The sequence below is a fragment of the Nocardioides dongkuii genome (genome assembly GCF_014127485.1).
Taxonomy (GTDB): Bacteria; Actinomycetota; Actinomycetes; order Propionibacteriales; family Nocardioidaceae; genus Nocardioides; species Nocardioides dongkuii.
Genome location: NZ_CP059903.1, coordinates 1,911,502 through 1,927,691 on the forward strand (window position 1 = coordinate 1,911,502; position 16,190 = coordinate 1,927,691).

The following is a 16,190-nucleotide window of genomic DNA, read 5'->3' on the forward strand; positions in this document are numbered from 1 at the left end:
CCTAGGCGTCCCGACCCGCGTCCGGATCCGCAGCGGTTGCCCATCTCGGGACCGCCGGCTGCCCAGGTCGGGCCGCCGGCACCGGGAAGGGGAGACTGGGGCCCGTGCCCCCAGACCACCTCCAGCGCCTGCTCGCGGCGCCGCCGGACCTGCCGGTGGTGGCCGGCCTGGAGGCCGTGCTCGCCGGGCTGCGCGACCGGGGCGCGGTCGTGGTCCAGGCCCCGCCGGGGACCGGCAAGACCACGCTGGTCCCGCCGGCGGTCGCCGCGCTCGGCCCGGGCCGGGTGGTGGTCACCCAGCCCCGCCGGATCGCCGCCCGCGCCGCGGCCCGCCGGCTGGCGCACCTGCTCGGCGAGCCGGTCGGGCGGACCGTGGGGTACGCCGTCCGCGGCGACCGCCGCTCGTCCTCCTCCACCCGGGTCGAGATGGTCACCACCGGCGTGCTGCTCCGGAGGCTGCAGCGTGACCCGGACCTGCCCGGGGTCGCCGCGGTGGTGCTGGACGAGGTCCACGAGCGGGCGCTCGACGCGGACCTGCTGCTGGCGCTGCTCATCGACGTGCGCGCCCACCTCCGCGACGACCTCCGCCTGGTGGCGATGTCGGCGACCGTGGAGTCCGCCCGGTTCGCCGCGCTGCTCGGCGCGCCGCCGGTGCCGGTGGTCGAGGTGCCCGGCGTCCAGCACCCCGTGACGGAGGTCTGGGCGCCGCCGCCGCCCGGCGTACGCCGCGCCGACGACCGGGGGACGACCCCCGCCTTCCTCGACCACGTCGCGGCGACGGTCCGCCGTGCGCTGGCCGAGCGGCCGGGTGACGTGCTCGCGTTCCTGCCCGGGGTGGCCGAGGTCGACGGGGTGGTACGCCGGCTGGCCGGCGTCGCCGGGGGAGCAGTCGACGTCCGGCCCCTGCACGGACGGTTGCCGGCCGCCCAGCAGGACCTGGCGCTGGTCGCGGGCGAGCGCCGCCGCGTGGTGGTCTCCACCGCGGTCGCGGAGTCGTCGCTCACCGTCCCCGGCGTACGCAGCGTGGTCGACGCGGGGTTGGTCCGCCGGCCGCACACCGACCACCGGCGCGGGCTGGCCGGCCTGGTCACGGTCCCGGTGAGCCGGGCCGCCGCCGTGCAGCGCGCCGGCCGTGCCGGCCGGGAGGCCCCGGGTGCCGCCTACCGGTGCTGGTCCGAGGCCGAGCACGCCCACCTCGCCGCGCACCCGGACCCGGAGATCGCGGTCGCCGACCTGACCGGGTTCGCGCTGGAGCTCGCCGTCTGGGGGAGCCCCGACGGCAGCGGGCTGACGCTGCCCGACCCGCCGCCCGCCTCGGCCCTGGCGGCCGCGCACGCGGTCCTCGCCGACCTCGGCGCGCTCGGCCCGGACGGCGCGGTGACCGACCGGGGCCGCGCGATCGCCGGGGTGCCGGCCGACCCGCGGCTCGGACGCGCGCTCCTCGACGGAGCGGCGGCCGTCGGCGCGCGCCGCGCCGCCGAGGTGGTGGCGATGCTCGCCGAGGACGTCCGCACCCCGGGGGGCGACCTGGTCGCGGCGCTCCGGTCGCTGCGGCGCGGCGGGCCGGGGACGCCCGCCTGGAGGACGACGGTCGAGCAGCTCGCGACGCAGGTGCCGGGGGGAGCGGCGCCCGCCGACCGGCTGACCGACGACCTCGCGGTCGGTGCCGTGGTGGCGCTCGCCCACCCGGACCGGGTGGCCCGGCGGCGCCCGGGCGGCACGTCGTACCTGATGGTCGGCGGCACCGGCGCGGTGCTGGCGCCCGGGTCCGCGCTGGCCGGGAGCGTCTGGCTGGCGGTCGCCGACGTGGACCGGCGGCCGGGGGACCGGGACGCGACGATCCGCTCCGCCGCCCCGGTCGACGAGGAGCTCGCGCTGGAGGCCGCGGCCGCCCGCTGGACCGAGGACGACGAGGTGACCTGGCACGACGGCCGGGTCGTGGCCCGCCGGGTCACCCGGCTGGGCGCCGTCGAGCTGGCCTCGGTCACGCTCACCGAGCCGCCCGCCGAGCGGGTGGCCGCCGCCGTGCGCGAGGGGCTGGAGCAGGAGGGCCTCGACGTGCTGCCCTGGACCGACGCCGCGCGGGGCCTGCGGGCCCGGCTCGCCTTCCTGCACCGGGTCCTGGGGGAGCCGTGGCCGGACGTCTCCGACCAGGCGCTGTCGGCGGACGTGGAGGCCTGGCTCGGACCCGCCCTCGCGCGGATCCGCACGACGCGCGACCTGGGCCGGGTCGACGTGCTGGCCGCGCTGCGCCGGCTGCTCCCGTGGCCCGAGGCGGGTCGGCTCGACGAGCTCGCGCCGGAGCGGCTGGCGGTGCCGAGCGGCGCGACCGTGCGGGTGGACTACGACGGCGACCAGCCGGTGCTCGCCGTACGCCTGCAGGAGACCTTCGGCTGGGCGGCGACGCCGCGGCTGGCCGACGGACGGGTGCCGGTCCTGGTCCACCTGCTCTCCCCGGCCCGCCGGCCGGTCGCGGTGACGGCCGACCTCGCGTCGTTCTGGGCGACCGGCTACCCGCAGGTGCGGGCCGAGCTGCGCGGGCGGTACCCGAAGCACGCGTGGCCGGAGGACCCGTGGTCGGCGCCGCCGGAACGAGGCCGGCGGCGCCGACCGTGAGACCGTGCGGTCAGCGCTGCCCGCCGACCCGCCGGGCGACGACCACCTGGTACTTGGTGTAGTGGAAGCGCCCGTTGCCGTAGACGACCCGGTCGGTGCAGCTGATCAGCACCAGCCGGTGCGCGCCGGTCGTGGTGAAGAGCCGCTGCGGCAGGCGCCGCGTCCGCTCGAACCTGGCGGTGCTGCTCACCCGGTAGCGGTGGGTCGTGCCGCCCTTGGCCACGGTGACGAACTGGCCCTTCCTGGCTCGGCTCAGGCCCCACAGCGCACCGGGCCGGTCCTGCCGGTCCGAGACGTGCCCGGCCACCACGGCGGCGCCGATCCGGTCACCGAGCCCCGCCGACCTGCGCAGCCAGCCGGTGACGCCCACGTCCCCGGGCAGGCGCATCTCTCCACGCGTGATCGTGGTGGGCACGACGGTCGCGTCGAGGCCGATCCTCGGGGCCCGGATGACCGTCGGCGCCACGCGCGCGGACCACGGGGCGGAGCGCGGCAGGGTGCCGGAGAACCCGCCGGCGACCACCGGAGCCCGGTACGGCGCCTTCGCGACCGTCGTGGTCTCCGCGGCCACGCCGCACCGCGTCGTCGCGGCACCGTTCGCCGCGGTCCGCTGGGTGCTGACCTGCCAGGTGTAGACACCGGGTGCGCGCACCCGCACGGCCGGCGACCGGGACCACCCGGCGCCCGCGCGCCAGGTGACCGTCCGCGCCAGGGTCCCCGGCCGGCAGGTCGCTGCGGACAGGGAGGCGAAGGGGCCGTGGAGACGGGCCGTCGCCGGCACCGTCGTCCCGCGCGCGAGACCGGTCAGGCGGACCCGGTCGTAGAGGGGCTCACCCGGCCTGACCCGCTTGTCGGAGGTACGGCTCAGGACGCTCGGTTGGGCCTCGTAGGTGTTCGTGACCGCGACCGGGGTGACCGCGCCCTCGGCGATCGTCACGTTCCTCGGCTCGATGGAGGTCGCGGTGAGGTTGACCCGGCGGTTCTCGCCGTTCCGCGGCTCGGTGATCCGGCAGGTGGCGCCGGCGGGCAGCCCGGTGACCGCGACGGTCCGGGAACCCGCGCGCCTGCCGGCAGGGATCCTGACCCGGCGCTCGACCGGCGCGCCCCCGTCGGCCGGGGTGCACACGACGCGGATGACCACCGGGTCCTGCCGCCCGGCGCCGGCACCACTGATCGTCTTGATGACGTCGATGCCCCCGGCGGCGTACGGGGTGATCCGCACCCCGGCGACGACCTCGAGCGTCTTCGTCTGCGCGAGGATCAGCTTCTGGGCGTCCGTCCGACCCGGATTGGTGCCGTCGTAGACGTAGACGGTGCTCTCCGGGACCGTCAGCGCGCGTTCCAGGGCGAAGCCCTGTGGCGTGTCGGGGCTGATCGTGCGGACCCAGAGCCGCGCACCGGCGGGAACCGTGTCTCCCGCCACCAGCTGCTGGGTGCCCGCGGCGTCGCTGAAGACCTCCACCCCTTGGAGGCGGAGCGTCGAGGGGCCGTCTGCGGTGACCGTGAACGGACCGACCAGCTCGCCCGTCGACGGTGCCGACGCGGACGCAGGCGAGATGCTCAGCGCCGGCGGCGCGGGCTCCGTCGCCGGACTGTTCGCGAGGGCGTCGGCGACGATGGCCGAGACGAGCGCGTACATCTGCGGCTCCTGGGTGGCGTCGAGCACCAGGTTGTCGGTGAAGAACCAGATCGCGGCCTGCACGGCCGCGGCCTTGACGGTGTCGGGCACGCCCGCGGGCAGGTCGGGCACGGTCGGGTAGTAGTTCTCCAGGATGTAGCCGACGTCGCCGAGGTTGGGCACGTTGGCCTCGTTCCACTCACCGCGCTCGTAGTTGACGCCGGCCCCGGTGCTGGTGAAGAGGTCGATGCAGTAGGTCAGGGCCTGGGTCCCCGAGGAGTCGAACGCCTGGATGAGGCCGAAGTAGTCGCGGGGGTTGGCGGTCGACCCGGCGGGCACCGTCGCCGGGTATCCGCCGAGCGGATCGAAGCCGGCGGGGGCATTGTAGGAGCTGACGTCGGTTCCCAGGTCCCCGCTGATGGTCCCGACCTGCAGCTCGGTGAAGGCCGAGCGCGGCGTCGGGGCTGGGTCCTCATCGACGATCGGCTTGGCCTGTGCCGGGCGTCCCACCACCAGGAGCACGCTCGTCAGGGTCAGCACGACGGCGACGCGGAGCGCCCTTGCCGGCCGGGTCGTCAGGATCGAGCTCATGGACGTCCACCTCCCGAGAGCGGTGGGCAGGACCTGCTCTCAGGCCGCTCTGCATCCCCGCACAAGCGACGTCACACCAGTTCTCGGCCCCGCGCAAGAGGCCTACGTCCGGCCTTGCGTCCGGCCTTGCGTCCGGCCGGCGTGCGGCCCGGCGCTCAGCCGGCGGGCCACCCCAGGTCCTCCGCCCGGGCGACCGCCTCCCTGCGGGAGGCCGCTCCGAGCTTGGCCATCAACGCCGCCACGTGGTGGTCGACGGTGCGCACCGAGAGCACCAGCCGCTCGGCGATGACCGCGTTGGGCAGGCCCTGGGCGACCAGGGCGAGGACGTCGAGCTGCCGGGCGGTGAGCCCGGCGACGTTCACCCGGGTCGCCGGGGTCGGGCCGCGCGGCACGCGGACGGCGCCGCGCCGGCGCAGGTCCTCGCGGACCCGGGCCGCGAGGCGGACCCCGCCCAGGGCGTCGAGCCGCGCCAGCGCGGCGAGCACCACGCCGTCGTCGTCGCTCCGCGTGAGCGCCGCGGCCGCCTCGTAGGGGTAGCCCGCCGCGTCCCACCCGTCGGCCGCGCCGCGCCAGTCGCCGCGCGCCGAGAGCGCGTGCGGGTGGGTGGTGCCGGCGAGGTCCGCCGGGTCGACCGGGTCCCCGGCGAGGCAGAGCCAGTGCGCGAGCTCCACCCGCCACGGGAGCGACCCGAGCCGCACGGCCTCGTCGTACACCTCGCGCCCCAGGCGCCGTACCCGGACGAGGTCGCCCTGCAGCCACGCGGACTCGCAGGCCAGGGCCGCGGCGGGCGCGGTCCGCTGCAGCTCGTCGAGGTCTCGGCCCAGTCGCCAGCACTCCTCGACCAGGTCGTCGGCCGGTGACCCCGTGCGGAGCGCCGCCCGGCCGAGCACGAACAGCGCGGTGCAGCGGATCGGGCTGGTGGCGTCCAGGCCGACCTCCGCGTCCGCGACCGCCGCGGCCCAGCGGGCCCCCGCGAGGGCGACCAGGCCGCGCTCGACGGTGAGGTACTTCCAGAACATGACCTGCTCGTCGGCCTCGGCGTGCTCGATCCCCGCGACCAGCTCCCGGCCCGCCTCGTCGGGGTCGAGGTGCACGAGCAGCTGCCACACGATGTTGCACCAGGCACGGCTCGCGTGCTCGGACAGGCCGGCGGCCAGGGCGACCTCGCGCGCCTCCTCGACGAGCCGCCGTCCGGCGGGGTCCCCCTGGGCCCACCGGGCGGTGCCGAGGTTGTTGAGGGCGTGGGAGTACACGGCGCGGTCGCCGACCTCGCGGGCCAGCACGATCGCCTGCTCCGCGGTCCGGGTGGCCTCCGCCATCCGGTCGGCCAGCATCGCGAGCTGGGAGAGGTTGCTGAGGGCGAGCGCGAGCTCGCGGCGGTCCCCGGTCCCGCCCAGCACGGACGCCGCCTCGGCCGCGGCCTGCTCCGACAGGCGGCGGTCGCCCTGCCACCAGGCGACCCGGGAGAGCATCCGCAGCGAGGCGCCGAGCCGCACCGGGTCGCCCAGCCCGCGCCGGATCCGGACCACCTCGTCCTGGTCGGCCAGGGCGCTGCGCTCCCGGTCGCCGACGGTGTAGCAGGCGCGGGCCGAGGCCTCGAGGAGGTCCGCGAGGTCCGCGGGGGCGAGCCGGTCGCGGTGGACCAGGACCGCACGCAGGTGGTCGGCCGCCTGCCGGTGCGCGCGCCCGGTCTCCGCGGCCGCCGCGGCCGCCGGGCCGTGCCGCAGGACCGCGGCGGGGTCGCCGGCCTCGATCGCGTGGTGCACCAGCTGGGCCGGGTCGTGGTCGGGACGCGCCTCGAGGACGGCGAGCGCGGTCGCGTTGAGCGACGTACGCCGCGCTGCGGGCAGCGCGTCGACCACGGCACGCCGGGTCAGCTCGTGGCGGAACGCGACCTGCCGCGGCTCTACGACCAGGAGCCCCTGCTCCTCGGCGGTCGCCAGGGCGGTCAGCCCGCCGGGCACCAGCGCGTCGACCAGGGGGCGGTCCACGGTCGAGGTGATGACGCTGAGCCGCTCCACGGCGTCCCGGGAGGCGGGGTCGAGCCGGTGCAGCCGGGCCAGGACCAGGTCGAGGACGCTGGAGGGCACGGTGCTGGCCGGCGGGCCGGGGGCGGCCAGCACCTCGTGGACCAGGAACGGGTTGCCCCCGGTGACCGCCAGCACGGCGTCGGCAGCCGCGGCCCCGGCGAGGGTGCACACCGCCGTCGAGGACAGCGGGCCGAGCGGGAGCCGGACGACCGACCGGGCGGTGGCGAGGGCGGCCAGCAGCCGACGCAGCGGGTGGCCGCCGTCCAGCTCGTCGTCGCGGTAGGTCAGCACCAGCACCGCGGGCAGCTCGGCGACCCGCCGGGACAGCCACCGGAGCAGGTCCAGGGTCGCCTCGTCGGCCCAGTGCACGTCCTCGACGGTCAGCAGGGTCGCGTGGCCGCGCCAGTCGAGCTCCTCGAGCAGGGCGGTGAACAGCGCGTCCCGCTCGCCGGGTGACCGGAGCGCGCGGGCGAGGTCGGCCCCGACGGAGCCGGCCAGGTCCCTCATCGGGCCCAGCAGCCGGGGCGTGGCCAGGTCGTCGCACCGGCCGGTGAGCAGCCGGGCGTCGGGCAGCACGTCGTGCAGGGCGCCGACCAGGCTGGACTTGCCGATCCCGGCCTCCCCGGAGACCAGCACCACCGAGCCGGCTCCGGTCGCCGCGCGACCAGCGGCGTGGACCAGCGCCGCGAGCTCCTCGTCGCGCTCCAGGACAGCCGTCCGGGACAGCATGGCCTGATCGTAGGACGGTCCGGCGCTGATAGGGTCGCTGCGTTCGAACATCCTTTAACGATCCGTCCCGTGAGGCGGAGAAGGAGGTCGGCGTGCCGTTGCATGCCCCTGCGATCCTGGTCCTCGAGGACGGTCGCACCTTTACCGGCGAGGCGTACGGCGCCCCCGGCGAGACGTTCGGCGAAGCGGTCTTCAACACCGGCATGACCGGCTACCAGGAGACGCTGACCGACCCGTCGTACCACCGCCAGGTCGTCGTGATGACCGCGCCGCACATCGGCAACACCGGGATCAACGACGAGGACCAGGAGTCCGGTCGGATCTGGGTGGCCGGGTACGTCGTGCGCGACCCCGCCCGCCGGCCCTCGAGCTGGCGCTCCCGGCGCACCCTCGACGACGAGCTGCGCGACCAGGGCGTGGTCGGCATCTCCGGCATCGACACCCGCGCGCTGACTCGGCACCTGCGCGAGCGCGGCGCGATGCGCGTCGGCATCTCCTCGGTGGAGACCGACCCCGCCGCGCTGCTCGAGCGGGTCCGGCAGGCCGACGCGATGGCCGGCACCGAGCTCTCCAGCGAGGTCTCCACCCAGGAGGCGTACGTCGTCCCGGCGCACGGTGAGCGGCGGTTCACCGTCGCGGCGCTCGACCTCGGCATCAAGACGATGACGCCGCACCGGATGGCCGAGCGCGGGATCGAGGTGCACGTGCTGCCCGCCACCGCGACGCTCGACGACGTGCTCGCGGTGCGTCCCGACGGGCTGTTCTACTCCAACGGGCCCGGCGACCCCGCCGCCACGACCCACCAGGTCGAGGTGCTGCAGGGGGCGCTCGCCCAGGAGCTGCCCTACTTCGGCATCTGCTTCGGCAACCAGCTCTTCGGCCGCGCGCTGGGCTTCGGCACCTACAAGCTCACCTACGGCCACCGCGGCATCAACCAGCCGGTGATGGACCGCACCACCGGCCGGGTCGAGGTGACCGCCCACAACCACGGGTTCGCCGTCGACGCCCCGCTCGAGGGTGTCACCAGCACGCCGTACGGGGAGGCGACGGTGAGCCACGTCTGCCTCAACGACGACGTGGTCGAGGGGCTCGAGCTCCGGGTCCCGACAGGCTCGACCACCGAACCAGGGAGGCTCAAGGCCTTCTCGGTGCAGTACCACCCCGAGGCGGCCGCCGGGCCGCACGACGCGGCGTACCTCTTCGACCGCTTCGCCGAACTGATGTCGGAGCGCCGTGACCCGCGGAACCCGACCACCGAGAGCGAGGCCTGAGCATGCCCAAGCGCGAGGACATCAAGTCCGTGCTGGTGATCGGCTCCGGGCCGATCATCATCGGCCAGGCCGCGGAGTTCGACTACTCCGGCACCCAGGCCTGCCGGGTGCTGCGCGAGGAGGGCCTGCGGGTCATCCTGGTGAACTCCAACCCGGCGACGATCATGACCGACCCGGAGTTCGCCGACGCGACGTACGTCGAGCCGATCACCCCGGAGTTCGTCGAGAAGGTGATCGCCAAGGAGCGCCCCGACGCGCTGCTCGCGACGCTCGGCGGCCAGACCGCGCTCAACGCCGCGATGGCGCTGGACCGCGAGGGCGTGCTGGAGAAGTACGGCGTGGAGCTGATCGGCGCCAGCATCGAGGCGATCGACCGCGGCGAGAACCGCCAGGTGTTCAAGAAGATCGTCGAGGAGCTCGGCGGCGAGTCCGCGAAGTCGGCGATCTGCCACTCGATGGACGACTGCCTGGCGGCCGCTGAGGAGCTCGGCTACCCGGTCGTCGTGCGGCCCTCGTTCACCATGGGCGGCACGGGCTCGGGCATGGCCTACAACGAGACCGACCTGCACCGGATCGCCGGCGCGGGCCTCGCGGCCAGCCCGACCACCGAGGTGCTCCTCGAGGAGTCGATCCTCGGCTGGAAGGAGTACGAGCTCGAGGTGATGCGCGACACCGCCGACAACGTGGTGATCGTCTGCTCGATCGAGAACCTCGACCCGATGGGCGTGCACACCGGCGACTCGATCACCGTCGCGCCGGCGATGACGCTCACCGACCGCGAGTACCAGCACATGCGCGACATGGCGATCGGCATCATCCGCTCCGTCGGCGTCGACACCGGTGGCTGCAACATCCAGTACGCCGTGAACCCCGCCGACGGCCGGCTCGTGGTGATCGAGATGAACCCGCGGGTGTCCCGGTCGAGCGCGCTGGCCTCCAAGGCGACCGGCTTCCCGATCGCCAAGATCGCGGCGAAGGTGGCGATCGGCTACACCCTCGACGAGATCCCCAACGACATCACCGCGGAGACGCCGGCGTCCTTCGAGCCGTCGCTCGACTACGTCGTGGTGAAGGTCCCGCGGTTCGCGTTCGAGAAGTTCCCCGGCGCCGACCCGACGCTGACCACGCACATGAAGTCGGTCGGCGAGGCGATGGCGTTCGGCCGGAGCTTCACCGAGGCGCTGCAGAAGGCGCTGCGCTCGCTGGAGGCCTCCGACGCGGTCTTCGACTGGCACCAGGAGTGGGTCGAGCTCGACAAGGCGGCGCTGCTCGAGGAGATCCGCACCCCCCACGACGGCCGGCTGCGCAAGGTGATGGACGCGATCCGCGCCGGCGCGACGCCCGAGGAGGTCTTCGAGGCCACCGGCATCGACCCGTGGTTCGTCGACCAGCTGATGCTGATCAACGAGGTCGCGACCGAGGTCACCGCGGCGACCGAGCTCACCCCCGGCCTGCTGCGCAAGGCCAAGCGGCACGGCTTCTCCGACCTCCAGATCGGCAAGATCCGCGGCATGAGCGCCGACGTGGTGCGCGGGGTCCGGCACGCGCTCGGGATCCGGCCGGTCTACAAGACCGTGGACACCTGCGCGGCGGAGTTCGCCGCGCAGACGCCGTACCACTACTCCTCCTACGACGAGGAGAGCGAGGTCGCGCCCCGGGAGCGGCCGGCGGTGATCATCCTCGGCTCCGGGCCCAACCGGATCGGCCAGGGCATCGAGTTCGACTACTCCTGCGTGCACGCCTCGCTCGCGCTGAGCGAGGTCGGCTACGACACCGTGATGGTCAACTGCAACCCCGAGACGGTCAGCACCGACTACGACACCTCCGACCGGCTCTACTTCGAGCCGCTCACGCTCGAGGACGTCCTGGAGGTCGTGCACGCCGAGACCCTGGCCGGCCCGGTCGCCGGCGTCATCTGCCAGCTGGGCGGGCAGACGCCGCTGGGCCTGGCGCAGGGGCTCGCCGCGAACGGCGTCCCGATGGTCGGCACCTCGCCCGACGCGATCGACCTCGCCGAGGAGCGCGGCGCGTTCGGCCGGGTGCTCGCCGAGGCGGGCCTGGTCGCGCCCAAGCACGGCACCGCCACGTCGTACCCGGAGGCGCAGGAGATCGCCACCGAGATCGGCTACCCGGTGCTCGTGCGGCCGTCGTACGTCCTGGGCGGGCGCGGCATGGAGATCGTGTACGGCGACGAGGCGCTCCAGGCCTACCTGGAGAAGTACGTCGCCGCGGGGCTGATCTCGCGGCGCGCGCCGGTGCTGGTCGACCGGTTCCTCGACGACGCGATCGAGATCGACGTGGACGCCCTCTTCGACGGCGAGGAGCTCTTCCTCGGCGGGGTGATGGAGCACATCGAGGAGGCCGGCATCCACTCCGGCGACTCCTCCTGCGCGCTCCCGCCGATCACGCTCGGCGCGCGGGAGATCGAGCGGATCCGGGAGGCCACCGAGGGCATCGCCCGCGGGGTCGGCGTCCTCGGGCTGCTCAACATCCAGTTCGCGCTGAGCTCCGACATCCTCTACGTCCTGGAGGCCAACCCGCGCGCCAGCCGCACGGTGCCGTTCGTGTCCAAGGCGACCGCGACCCCGCTGGCCAAGGCCGCGGCGCGGATCATGCTGGGGGAGTCGGTCGCCGACCTGCGGGCCGCGGGCGTGCTGCCGGCGTCCGGCGACGGCGGCTCGCTGCCCGCGGACCAGCCGATCGCGGTCAAGGAGGCGGTGATGCCGTTCAACCGGTTCCGCACCCCCGACGGCGCCCAGGTCGACACCGTGCTCGGCCCGGAGATGAAGTCGACCGGCGAGGTGATGGGGCTGGACCGCGACTTCGGCACGGCGTTCTCGAAGTCCCAGGCCGCGGCGTTCGGTCCGCTGCCCACGTCGGGCAAGGTCTTCGTCTCGATGGCCAACCGGGACAAGCGGGCGATGATCTTCCCGGTCAAGGTGCTCGCCGACATGGGCTTCGAGATCCTCGCGACCCAGGGCACCGCCGAGGTGCTGCGCCGCAACGGCGTGGCCTCGACGGTGGTGCGCAAGCACTTCGAGGGGCCCGGCCCGGACGGGGAGAAGACCACCGTCCAGCTCATCGACGACGGCGAGGTCCAGCTGATCGTGAACACGCCGTACGGCGCGGGCGTGGGCAGCCAGGCCCGCCTCGACGGCTACGAGATCCGCACCGCCGCGGTCCGCGCGAACGTCCCGTGCATCACCACGGTGCCCGGCCTCGGCGCGGCCGTGCAGGGCATCGAGGCGACCCGGCGCGGCGACATCGGCGTCCGGAGCCTGCAGGAGTGGGCACGCAGGTGACCTCGGCGTACGACGTCCTGTTCGACCGGGTCGCCACCCGGATCGACCCGGAGCGCGCCCACCACCTCGGCTTCGGGGCGGTTCGGGCCGCGCGCCCGGTGCTGGCGCGGCTCGGCACCCCCGGCCCGCCGGTGCACGCGCTGGGGCTGAGGTTCCCGAACGTGCTCGGGATGGCGGCCGGCTTCGACAAGAACGCCGTCGGCATCGACGCCCTCGGGGCGCTCGGCTTCGGGCACGTCGAGGTCGGCACCGTCACGGGGGAGCCGCAACCGGGCAACCCGCGCCCGCGGCTGTTCCGGCTCGTCCCCGACCGCGCCGTGGTCAACCGGATGGGGTTCAACAACGACGGCGCCGAGGCCGTGGCCCGGCGGCTCGCCGCTCGGGCGAGCTCCTCCGGTGGCCGGCGACCCGGCCCGGTGGTCGGCGTGAACATCGGCAAGACCAAGCTCGTGCCCGACGACGACCAGGCCGCGGTCGAGGCCGACTACGCGAAGTCCGCCCGGCTGCTGGCGCCGCACGCCGACTACCTCGTCGTCAACGTCAGCTCGCCGAACACCCCCGGGCTGCGCAGCCTGCAGGCCGTCGAGCGGCTGGGCCCGCTGCTCGAGCACGTGCGGCGCACCGCGGACCTCGCGGTCGCGGACCGGCGGGTGCCGCTGCTGGTGAAGATCGCGCCCGACCTCGCCGACGACGACGTCCTGGCGGTCGCCGACCTCGCGGTGGCGATCGGGCTCGACGGCGTCATCGCCACCAACACCACGATCTCGCGCTCCGGGCTGCGCAGCCCGGCGGCGGAGGTCGAGGCGATCGGCGCCGGCGGGCTCTCGGGGCGGCCGCTGGCCGCGCGCTCGCTGGAGGTGCTCCGGCTGCTCCGCGGGCGGGTCGGCCCCGACCTGACGCTCATCGGCGTCGGGGGCATCACCACGGTCCAGGACGCCCGCGACCGGCTCGCGGCCGGCGCCGACCTGCTGCAGGGCTACACCGCGTTCGTCTACGAGGGCCCGGGGTGGCCGCGGCGGGTCGTCCGCGGGGTCGGGGCGACCCGATGACCCCCGCCCCCGGCCCGGTCCACGTCACCGGCGAGGTGCTGGCCACCAAGGTGGTCGGCGCCTACACGCACCTGACCGTGGTGGCCCCGGACGTGGCCGAGCGGTTCCGCCCCGGCACCTTCGTCGCGCTCTCCGTGGGCGAGACGACCGGCGCCACCCGGCTGGCCCGGCGGGCGCTGTGGGTCCACCAGGTCCGCCCGGTCGGCGGCTACGGGCCCGCGCTCCAGCTCGTCGTCGAGCCGGTCGGCCCGGGCACCCGGTGGCTCGCCGCCCTCACCCCCGGCAGCCGGGTCGAGGTCACCGGCCCGCTGGGCCGGCCGTTCGCGCTGCCCAAGGAGCCGGTGAGCTGCCTGCTCGTCGGCGAGGGGTACGCCGCGGCGCCGCTCTTCCCGCTCGCCGAGCGGCTGCGCGAGCGCGGCTGCGCGGTCAACCTGCTGGTCGCCGCCGACGACGAGGCGCACCTGCTCTCCGCGCTGGAGGCCCGGCGCTCGGCCCGCGCGGTCACCGTCGTCACCCGCGACGGGTCGGTCGGGATGAAGGGCCGGGTCGCCGACGTCGTCGTCGGGGTCCTCGAGCGCTCCGGCGCCGAGGTCGTGTACGCCGGGGGCCGGGTCGCCACCCTGCACGCCGTCGCCGCCGCCGCGGAGGACGCCGGCGCCTGGAGCCAGACCGCCGTCGAGCAGCCGCTGGCCTGCGCCACCGGGCTCTGCCACGGCTGCCCGGTGCCGGTCGTCGGCGAGGACGGCGTCGCCCGCACCGTCCGGGCCTGCGCCGACGGCCCGGTCTTCCGCGGCGACCGGGTGCGCTGGGCCGAGCTCGAGGACCGGTCCGCGTGATCCCCGGCCTCCCGCTCCCGTCCCCGGTGCTGGTCGCGGCCGGCTGCGGCGGCACCGGCCGCGAGCTCGCGGCGTACGCCCCGCTGTCGACGTACGGCGCCTTCGTCACCCGGTCGATCGCGCTCGACCCCCGCCCCGGCGGACCGCCACCCCGGGTGGTCGAGTCGCCGTCCGGGCTGCTGCACGCCACCGGGCTGCCCGGCCCGGGCCTCGAGGGGTTCCTGGCCAGCGAGCTGCCCTGGCTGCTCCAGCAGGGCGCTCGGGTCGTGGTCTCGGTCGTCGGCGCCACCATCCAGGAGTACGCCGAGGTCTGCCGGCGGCTGGGCCGCGCGCCCGGCGTCGCCGCCCTCGAGCTGAACCTCGCGCTCCCCGACGCGGTCGCGGCCGGGCTGCTCGACGCGCGCGAGCCGTTCGTCGCGGCCGGGGTGGTCGCGGCGGTGGCCCGCGACCTGCCGCGCGGACTGCCGCTGCTGGTCAAGCTCCGCCCCGACGTGCTGCGCGTCGTCGAGGCCGCCCGCACCGTCGCCGAGGCCGGCGCCGACGCGGTCGTCGTCGGGGGAGCCCAGCCCGCGGCGCTGCCCGACGGCCGGCCCGCCGGGCTGAGCGGTCCCGCCGTCCGCCCGCTGGCGCTGCGCTGCGTCGCCGAGGTGACGGCCGCGCTGCCCGACCTCCCGGTCGTGGCCGCGGGCGGGATCGCGGACACCGCCGACGCGCGCTCCTTCCTCGCCGCCGGGGCGTGCGCCGTCCAGGTCGGCACCGCCCTCCTGCACGACCCCACGACCGCCGCGCGGATCGCGGCCGGCCTGACCGAGGAGCCCTCGTGACCCAGCCCCCGCCGTTCGGCGCCCGCCTGCACGCCGCCGTCGCCGCGCGCGGGCCGCTGTGCGTCGGCATCGACCCGCACGCCGCGCTGCTGGCCGACTGGGGGCTGGCCGACAACGTCGCCGGGCTGGAGCGGTTCGCGCTCACCGCGGTCGAGGCGCTCGCGCCGCACGCGTCGGTGGTCAAGCCGCAGTCGGCGTTCTACGAGCGGTTCGGCAGCCGCGGGGTCGCCGTCCTGGAGCGGGTGGTGGCGGAGTCGCGGGCGGCCGGCGCGCTGGTGCTGCTCGACGTCAAGCGCGGGGACATCGGCTCGACCTCGCAGGCCTACGCCGACGCCTACCTCGACCCGTCCTCCCCGCTCGCCGCCGACGCGATCACCGCGAGCCCCTTCCTCGGGTTCGGCTCGCTGGACCCGATGATCGAGACCGCCCGCGCCCACGGCGCCGGCGTCTTCGTGCTCGCGCTCACCTCCAACAAGGAGGGCCCCGAGGTCCAGCACGCCCGCACCGAGGACGGCGGCACCGTCGCCGGCGGCGTGCTCGCGCACCTGCGCCGGCTCAACGCGGGCGCGGAGCCGCTGGGCAGCCTCGGCGCGGTCATCGGCGCGACCATCGGCGGCACCGGGGAGGACCTCGCGTTCAACGGGCCGGTCCTGGCCCCCGGGTACGGCGCGCAGGGCGGCACGGCGGCCGACGTACGCCGGATCTTCGGGTCGGCGGCGGCGCTGGTGCTGCCGAGCTCCTCCCGCGAGGTGCTGCGGCTGGGCCCCGACGCGGGCGCGATGCGCGACGCCGTACGCCGGGCCAACGACGAGCTGGGGCGTGCATGAGGGTCGCGCTGGGCGCGGCCGTGCTCGCCGCCCTGGTCCCGCTGGCGGCGTGCGGGGGCGGCGACCCGACCGAGGACTACTGCGCCGCGGTCGAGGAGCACCAGGAGCGGCTGACCGAGATCGCAGCCGAGGGCGGTCCGACCGCGCTGCTCGACGCCCTGGGCCCGTTCCGCGACCTCAGCGAGCGGGCGCCCCGTGACGTGCGCGACGAGTGGGAGCAGGTGGTCGGCAGCCTCGAGGCGCTCGACGAGGCCCTCGCCGACGCCGACGTCGACCCCGCGGCGTACGACGGCGAGGACCCGCCCCCGGGCCTGGGCCGCGACGAGCGCGCCCGCATCGAGGCCGCCGCCGAGGGTCTGGTCTCCCCGGCCACCGCCGGTGCGCTCGACGCCCTCCAGCAGCAGTCGCGCGACGTGTGCCAGACCCCGCTCAGCCGCTGATCCCGGCCGGGGGACCGGGCGATTGCCGCCCGCGACCGGTTCTGACTAGATTGACCTC

The 16,190-nt window shown here is 75.8% G+C and carries 10 protein-coding genes; 8 read left to right on the plus strand and 2 right to left on the minus strand.

What is annotated here, in order from left to right:
• Positions 1 to 104 precede the first annotated feature (104 nt).
• Complete coding sequence (gene hrpB, locus H4O22_RS09230) at positions 105 to 2,615, plus strand: ATP-dependent helicase HrpB (RefSeq protein ID WP_182526692.1); 2,511 nt, start codon at positions 105 to 107, stop codon at positions 2,613 to 2,615.
• 10 nt (positions 2,616 to 2,625) lie between these two features.
• Here hrpB and H4O22_RS09235 read toward each other — a convergent pair whose 3' ends face one another.
• Positions 2,626 to 4,824 (minus strand): DUF5979 domain-containing protein, encoded by a 2,199-nt coding sequence (locus H4O22_RS09235; protein WP_182526693.1) that lies wholly within the window; start codon positions 4,822 to 4,824, stop codon positions 2,626 to 2,628.
• A 155-nt stretch (positions 4,825 to 4,979) separates the two neighbouring features.
• Positions 4,980 to 7,583 carry an ATP-binding protein gene (locus H4O22_RS20750; protein ID WP_182526694.1) on the minus strand — a complete coding sequence of 868 codons (2,604 nt, stop codon included), beginning with the start codon at positions 7,581 to 7,583 and terminating at the stop codon, positions 4,980 to 4,982.
• A 92-nt stretch (positions 7,584 to 7,675) separates the two neighbouring features.
• Between H4O22_RS20750 and carA the strand changes: the two genes are divergently transcribed.
• The 7 genes from carA to H4O22_RS09275 are packed head-to-tail and all read left to right on the plus strand — an operon-like array spanning position 7,676 to position 16,132.
• Entirely contained in the window at positions 7,676 to 8,854 is a 1,179-nt protein-coding gene (carA, locus tag H4O22_RS09245) for a glutamine-hydrolyzing carbamoyl-phosphate synthase small subunit (protein ID WP_182526695.1), read from the plus strand.
• Between the two features lie 2 nt (positions 8,855 to 8,856).
• On the plus strand, positions 8,857 to 12,156 hold the full coding sequence (carB, locus tag H4O22_RS09250; RefSeq protein ID WP_182526696.1) for a carbamoyl-phosphate synthase large subunit: 3,300 nt from the start codon (positions 8,857 to 8,859) through the stop codon (positions 12,154 to 12,156).
• Positions 12,141 to 13,205: a quinone-dependent dihydroorotate dehydrogenase gene (locus H4O22_RS09255; protein ID WP_244963173.1), complete on the plus strand. Its 1,065-nt coding sequence runs from the start codon at positions 12,141 to 12,143 to the stop codon at positions 13,203 to 13,205. Before carB ends, H4O22_RS09255 begins: the two co-directional genes overlap by 16 nt.
• Entirely contained in the window at positions 13,202 to 14,041 is an 840-nt protein-coding gene (locus tag H4O22_RS09260) for an iron-sulfur cluster-binding protein (RefSeq protein WP_182526697.1), read from the plus strand. Before H4O22_RS09255 ends, H4O22_RS09260 begins: the two co-directional genes overlap by 4 nt.
• A complete protein-coding gene (locus H4O22_RS09265) occupies positions 14,038 to 14,865 on the plus strand; it encodes a nitronate monooxygenase (protein WP_182526698.1) in 828 nt (275 codons plus the stop codon). The genes H4O22_RS09260 and H4O22_RS09265 overlap by 4 nt, the downstream gene beginning before the upstream one ends.
• Positions 14,862 to 15,692 carry an orotidine-5'-phosphate decarboxylase gene (gene pyrF / locus H4O22_RS09270; RefSeq protein WP_182526699.1) on the plus strand — a complete coding sequence of 277 codons (831 nt, stop codon included), beginning with the start codon at positions 14,862 to 14,864 and terminating at the stop codon, positions 15,690 to 15,692. The genes H4O22_RS09265 and pyrF overlap by 4 nt, the downstream gene beginning before the upstream one ends.
• Positions 15,689 to 16,132, plus strand: a complete 444-nt coding sequence (locus H4O22_RS09275; protein WP_182526700.1) for a hypothetical protein — start codon at positions 15,689 to 15,691, stop codon at positions 16,130 to 16,132. The genes pyrF and H4O22_RS09275 overlap by 4 nt, the downstream gene beginning before the upstream one ends.
• Positions 16,133 to 16,190 lie beyond the last annotated feature (58 nt).